Source organism: Candidatus Palauibacter polyketidifaciens, from assembly GCF_947581785.1.
Lineage (GTDB): Bacteria > Gemmatimonadota > Gemmatimonadetes > Palauibacterales > Palauibacteraceae > Palauibacter > Palauibacter polyketidifaciens.
Genome location: NZ_CANPVO010000022.1, coordinates 54,842 through 61,011, shown reverse-complemented (window position 1 = coordinate 61,011; position 6,170 = coordinate 54,842). Strand labels below are relative to the sequence as shown.

General features: G+C 68.2%; 6 protein-coding genes. All 6 read right to left on the bottom strand.

Annotated features, from left to right (window positions below; genetic code table 11):
• Positions 1 to 315 (bottom strand): 30S ribosomal protein S6 (gene rpsF / locus RN729_RS07195; protein ID WP_310783161.1); only part of this gene is annotated, 315 nt, incomplete at its 3' end.
• A 162-nt stretch (positions 316 to 477) separates the two neighbouring features.
• Positions 478 to 2,625, bottom strand: a complete 2,148-nt coding sequence (locus RN729_RS07190; RefSeq protein WP_310783159.1) for a sodium-translocating pyrophosphatase — start codon at positions 2,623 to 2,625, stop codon at positions 478 to 480.
• A 62-nt stretch (positions 2,626 to 2,687) separates the two neighbouring features.
• Positions 2,688 to 3,257, bottom strand: coding sequence for an aminoacyl-tRNA hydrolase (gene pth / locus RN729_RS07185; protein WP_310783157.1), 570 nt, complete (start codon positions 3,255 to 3,257; stop codon positions 2,688 to 2,690).
• Positions 3,258 to 3,290: 33 nt separating this feature from the next.
• The gene (locus tag RN729_RS07180; protein ID WP_310783155.1) at positions 3,291 to 3,947 is read right to left on the bottom strand and encodes a 50S ribosomal protein L25/general stress protein Ctc; all 657 of its coding nucleotides are present in this window, start codon (positions 3,945 to 3,947) and stop codon (positions 3,291 to 3,293) included.
• Positions 3,948 to 3,955: 8 nt separating this feature from the next.
• On the bottom strand, positions 3,956 to 4,921 hold the full coding sequence (locus tag RN729_RS07175) for a ribose-phosphate pyrophosphokinase (RefSeq protein ID WP_310783153.1): 966 nt from the start codon (positions 4,919 to 4,921) through the stop codon (positions 3,956 to 3,958).
• Between the two features lie 173 nt (positions 4,922 to 5,094).
• The gene (locus RN729_RS07170) at positions 5,095 to 6,156 is read right to left on the bottom strand and encodes a mechanosensitive ion channel family protein (RefSeq protein WP_310783151.1); all 1,062 of its coding nucleotides are present in this window, start codon (positions 6,154 to 6,156) and stop codon (positions 5,095 to 5,097) included.
• Positions 6,157 to 6,170: the final 14 nt, after the last annotated feature.

Sequence of the window (6,170 nt, the reverse complement as noted above, 5' to 3'; positions counted from 1 at the left end):
CGGCGCCGGATCGGGAAGCGGCCACGGATGTTCCTGGATCACGATCAGATACCGGAGGACGTCGTCCTCGAGCTTCAGCGCGCGCTCCAACTCCTGGAGCGGATCGGGCGACGAAGTGAACCGGGCCACGACGTAGTAGCCGTTCGGCTGCTTCTGGATGGGGTAGGCGAGTTGACGCTTGCCCCAGTGGACGGAGGCGGTGACTTCGCCCGAACCGTCGGCCGTGATGATGGCCTGGTACCGCTTGAGCTTCGCCTCGATCTCCTCGGAGGTCAGGCTCACACGGAAGATGTACACGATTTCGTAATCGCGCATGAAGAACTCCCTCGGTCTGGTCGGCCCCGACCCGCGGTCGGAGCAGGAGTCTGTGTTCGTCGGCGCGCCGCGGGGCGGCGAAGCCGTATGTGGAGGCAGCGCAGCTAATGTAGCGCCGCTGTCAAGGCGCCGCCGGCCCGCATCCGGCGGCCGTACCAACGGCTAGAACAATCCGAGCGTCCGCAGTACTCCGCCGACGGCGGCGAGGGCGGTCTCCACGACCTCCGGCGCGGCGGCGGCCATCCCGTGCACGTCCACGAACCAGGGTGCGAGGACGAGCGAGACGACGCTCATCAGCTTCACGACGATGTTCATCGATGGCCCGGACGTGTCCTTGAAGGGATCGCCCACCGTGTCGCCGACCACGGCCGCCTTGTGCGGGTCGGAACCCTTCCCCCCGTGGGCTCCGGTCTCGATGTACTTCTTGGCGTTGTCCCACGCGCCCCCGGAGTTCGCCATGAAGAGCGCGAGCAGCACGCCGCTCACGGTCGCGCCGGCCAGCGAGCCGCCGAGCGCCGCGACGCCCAGAAAGCGGCCGACCATGATGGGGACGATGATGGCCACGAGGCCCGGCACGATCATCTCGCGGAGCGCCGCCTTCGTGGAGATGTCCACGCAGCGCGCCGAATCCGGCTTCGCCGTCCCCTCCATGATGCCCGGGATCTCGCGGAACTGGCGACGGACCTCCGCCACCATGCCGGCCGCCGCCCGTCCCACCGCCGTCATCGTGAGCGCGGCGATGAAGAAGGGCGTCACGCCGCCGATGAAGAGCCCCATCACGACGAGCGGATCGATGAGGTTGATCCCGGTCTCGCGCAGACCCACCGCGTTCGCGTAGGCGGAGAACAGGGCCAGCGCCGTGAGCGCGGCGGAGCCGACCGCGAAGCCCTTCCCGATCGCCGCCGTCGTGTTGCCGAGCGAGTCGAGCGAGTCGGTCACCGAGCGAACCTCGGGCCCCAGTTCCGCCATCTCCGAGATCCCGCCCGCGTTGTCCGCCACCGGGCCGTACGCGTCCACGGACATCGTCACGCCGACCGTGGCCAGCATCCCCACGGCGGCGATCCCGATCCCGTACAGTCCCGCGAAGTTGAAGGCGAGGAAGATCGCGGCGGAGATCAGGAGCATGGGGATCGCGGTGGACTCCATCCCGACCGCGAGTCCCGTGATGATGTTCGTCGCTGAGCCGGTCTCGGAGGCCGAGGCGATGCGCCGGATCGGCTTCTCCGCCGTGTAGTACTCCGTCACGAGGCCGATCGCGATCCCGACGAGGGAGCCGAAGAGCATGGCCCAGAAGGGACCGGCGTTCGGGTGGATGAAGACCCACTTGCCCTGCGCCGCGGCGTCGAAGATCTGGAGGTTCACCGTGATCGCGTACGCCACGACCCAGAAGATCACGGCCCCGATGATCGGCGCCCAGCGGAGGGCCGCCGCGGGACTCATGCGCTCGAGGACGCGGATGGCGAGGACGCCGACGGCGCTCGCGAGGAAGCCTGCCATGATGTAGAGGACCGGGAGCGCCACGGCCTGGAGCCGGGCCCCGTCGAGGATCATCGCGCTCGTCACGCCGATGACGATCGTGGCGATGACGGAGCCGACGTACGACTCGAAAATGTCCGCGCCCATCCCCGCCACGTCGCCCACGTTGTCGCCCACGTTGTCCGCGATCGTCGCCGGGTTGCGGGGATCGTCCTCCGGGATGCCCGCCTCGACCTTGCCCACCAGGTCCGCGCCGACGTCGGCCGCCTTCGTGTAGATGCCGCCGCCCACGCGCGCGAAGAGCGCGATCGACGAGGCGCCCATCGCGAAGCCCGAGATGATCTCGCCGAAGGGGCGGAAGCCGGTCGCCTGGGGATCGTAGATCATGATCACGGCGCCGATCCCGAGCAGGCCGAGCGCCGCTACGGCGATGCCCATTACGGCCCCGCCGGAGAAGGCGACCCGGAGTGCCTTGGCCTGGCCGTCCGCGCGCGCCGCCTCGGAGGTCCGGACGTTGGCCGCCGTCGCCGCCTTCATGCCGAAGAAGCCCGCCAGGATCGAGCACGCCGCGCCCAGCGCGTAGGCCACCGCCGTGTGCGGGCCCACGAGCCAGAACAGGAGGGCCGCGACGACGACGATGAACGGCAGCAGCACCGTGTATTCCCGCCGCAGGAACGCCATCGCGCCCGAGTGGATCGCCTCCGCCAGCTCGGCCATCTTATCGTTTCCGACGGGCTGCGCCTTCACGTACATGAAGAGCGCGAAGGAGAAGACGAGCCCGATCACGCCGAGCCCGATCGCAAAATCGATGTTTCCGACCAAGTTTCCGCCCACGTTGCCGTACTCCCTTGCCTGTCCCTTTGACTATCCTGTGATTGTCGCCTGATCCGCGGGGCTCACCCCGGACGGTTGAAGCGGTTCATCGCCGCTTCCACGCCATGTTCCAGCCAGTATTCCACCGCTTCCACGGCCCGGGGGAAGCCCCCCAGCGCTTCCTCTTCCTCCGCTCGCGGCATCCCTGACAACACCCAGCCCGCGAGGTCGATGCGTTCGTCCGGCGGCCGTCCGACGCCGAGCCGGAGGCGGCCGTAACCGTCGGAACCGAGACTCGCCGATATCGAGGCGAGGCCGTTGTGCCCGCCCGGCGACCCCCTCGCCCTCAAGCGAAAGCGACCCGCCGGCAGCGCGACATCGTCGACGAGGACGAGCAGATCGGCCGCGGGGTCGAACCTCCGCGCGGCGAGCAGCGCGGCCAGCGATTCGCCGCTCCGGTTCATGTACGTCAGCGGCTTGTGGATCTCGACTCCGGGCCGTCCCGCTCCCGTCGTCCAGGCCGTGGCGCCGGCCGCGCGAAACGGTCCGCCGCCCCACCGGAGCGCCAGGCGATCCGCGAGCCACCAACCGATGTTGTGCCGCGTATCCCGGTACTTCGCGCCGGGGTTTCCCAGCGCGAGAAGCAGACGCACGGTGCCGGCGCAGACCGGATCCCGCCGTCCGGCTCAGTCCTCCTCCGGTTCGTCGCCCGCGGCCTCGGCCTCCTCCCCTTCGCCTTCCACTTCCTCGTCCAGTTCCTCGTCCACTTCCTCTTCTTCCTCAAGGGCCGGCGGCACGACCGTGCAGATCGTGACCGCCTCATCTTCGAGGATCGCGACCCCGCCCGCATCCACGTCCGAGACGTGAAGCGAGTCGCCGATTTCGAGGGCCGAGACGTCGACTTCGAATCCGGATGGGATCTCGTTCGGCAGACACTCGACTTCGAGTTCGTGCCGGAGGAACTGCAACATGCCGCCCATCTCAACGCCGGCTGGCGTCTCCACGAGGTGGACCGGCACCTGCACGCGGATCTTCACGTCCGCGCGAATCTCGAAGAAGTCCACGTGCAGAAGCTGGGGTCGATACGGGTGTCGCTGGATCTCGCGGATCAGGACCGGGCGCGGCTTGCTGCCGTCGATCTCGAGGTCGATCACCGTCGTGGCCGCATGGATCCGGCTCAGAAGGCGCGTAAGCTCATGCGTGTCCAGCGCCAGCGACTCGGTCTCATCGCGGCGCCCGTACACGACGGCGGGCAACTCGCCGCTCCGGCGAAGCTGCCTCGCGGCGCCCTTTCCGGACGTCGTCCGCGCCCGCGCCGTCAGTCTGACGGATTCGTTCGTCATCTTGTCTCCTACTTGAACAACATGCTCACGGAACTGTTCGTGTGCGTGCTCTCGATGGCCTGCGCGAGCAGGCTCGCCACGGAAAGCACGGTCAGGTTGGGGAGCGCGTCCTGCACTCCCGGAGCGAGCGGCACGGTGTCCGTCACCGTGATCTCCTTCACATCGGCCGACCCGAGGCGCTCGAGCGCCGGACCGGAGAAGAGGGGGTGCGTGGCGAGGACGTAGACGTCCAGCGCGCCGCGCTCCTTGAGCACCTCGATGGCCGACACCATCGTCCCCGCCGTGTCGATCATGTCGTCGGGCACGATGCAGTGCTTCCCCTCGACCTCGCCCACGATGTTCGAGACCTCCGCCTCGTTCGGCGCCGGACGCCGCTTGTCGATGATCGCGAGGTCTCCACCGAGACGGCGGGCGTAGCCGCGCGCCATCTTCGCCGCGCTCACATCCGTCGCGACGACGACCAGGTTGTCCAGCTTCTTCATCTCGTAGTAGCGCCGGAAGACCGGAGCCGCATACAGGTGGTCCACCGGGATGTCGAAGAAGCCCTGGATCTGGTGCTGGTGGAAGTCGATCGAGAGAACCCGGTCCGCCCCCGCGGCCGTCATCAGGTTCGCGAGCAGCTTCGCCGCGATCGACACGCGCGGCTGATCCTTCCGGTCGGAGCGGCCGTACCCGTAGTACGGGACGACGGCCGTGACCCTCGCCGCCGAGGCGCGCTTCGCCGCGTCGATGAGGATGAGGAGTTCGAGCACGTTCTCCGCGGGCGGGTTCGTGGGCTGGATGAGGAAGACGTCGCGTCCGCGGACGTTCTCGTCGATGCGCACGAAGATCTCGCCGTCGGCGAACCGCTTGATCGTGACGTCGCACAGCCGCTCTCCGAGCACGTCGGCGATGCCCTGCGCGAGGGCGGGATTCGCCGTACCCGAAAGCAGCATGATCGGACTCGTATGGAACGAGAAGTCCGTGGTGTCCATGCGTGTCGACTGGCTCGCTGGTCTGGTTCCGGCGCTCGTCGCTTCGGCGCGCATACCGCACGCAGAAACCGTACCGGAATGGAGAGAAAACTGTGTGGGTCCCGAACCCGTGTGCCACAGGGACGGACCCCACGGCGACAGCCGCCCAGACTATCGGTTCACGCGGGTTCCTGTCAACGAGCCGCCGGCGCCGCCGGGATCGTGTAGACGACCTGCGTCGGGTAGGCGATTTCGACGCCGTGCCGGTCGAACCGCTCGTGAAGCGCGAGCAGCACTGCCTGCTTCGCGTCCATGAAGCGGTCGTACTCGGGGACGGTCATGTAGAAGATGGTGTCGAACTCGATCGCGGAGTCCGCGAAGCCCGAGAGGTGGCAGCGGTCGAAGCGGGTCTCCTCCTGGGCCTCGACGATCTCCTCGATCCAGCCGGGGATCTGCGTGAGGAGCTCGCGCGGCGTGTCGTACGTCACGCCGATCTTCAGCGCCCCGCGCCGGTCCGCCATGCGCCCGAGGTTCCGGATCCGGGTGTTGATCACGTCGCTGTTTCCGAGGATGAGTTGCTCGCCCCCCAGACTCCGCAGCCGGGTCGTCTTGAGGCCGATGTGCTCCACCGACCCCTGGAAGTCGCCAATGACGAGGAAGTCGCCGATGACGAAGGGTTTGTCGAGGATGATGGAGAGCGATGCGAGCAGGTCTCCGAGGACGTTCTGCGCCGCGAGGGCGACGGCGATGCCTCCGATTCCCAGGCCCGCGAGGAGGGCCGCGACTTCGACCCCGAGGTTGTCGAGAATGAGGAGGAGCGCGACGGACCACACGGCGAGCCGGCCGACGAAGGAGAGCGCGCCGACCATGGTCACGGCCTCCGCGTCCTCGCCCGCCGTGGCATCCACGAACCGCCGCACCCAGAAGGCGATCGCGGCGTTCGCCCAGATCCCGCCCTGGACGACGACGGCGATGACCGCGGCGCGGCGAATCACGAGCGCGACGACCGGATCGAGTTCGAGGACGAGCGAGGCGGCGAATAGCCCGACGAAAAGGATGAGGCCGAACTTCGTCTCGCCGAGCACATCCGCGACGAGATCGTCGAGCGAGGTCCGGGTCTGGCTCGCGAAGCGCGCGAACGCCCGCAGCGCGTAGCGTTCGAGCAGCCACAGCGCGAGGGTCGTGACGGCGTAGATGCCGGCGGCGATCAGCCAGGCCGACAGCGTGTTTCCGTAGATCGTCTGGTCCAGGCCCATGCCTCGAACTCCAG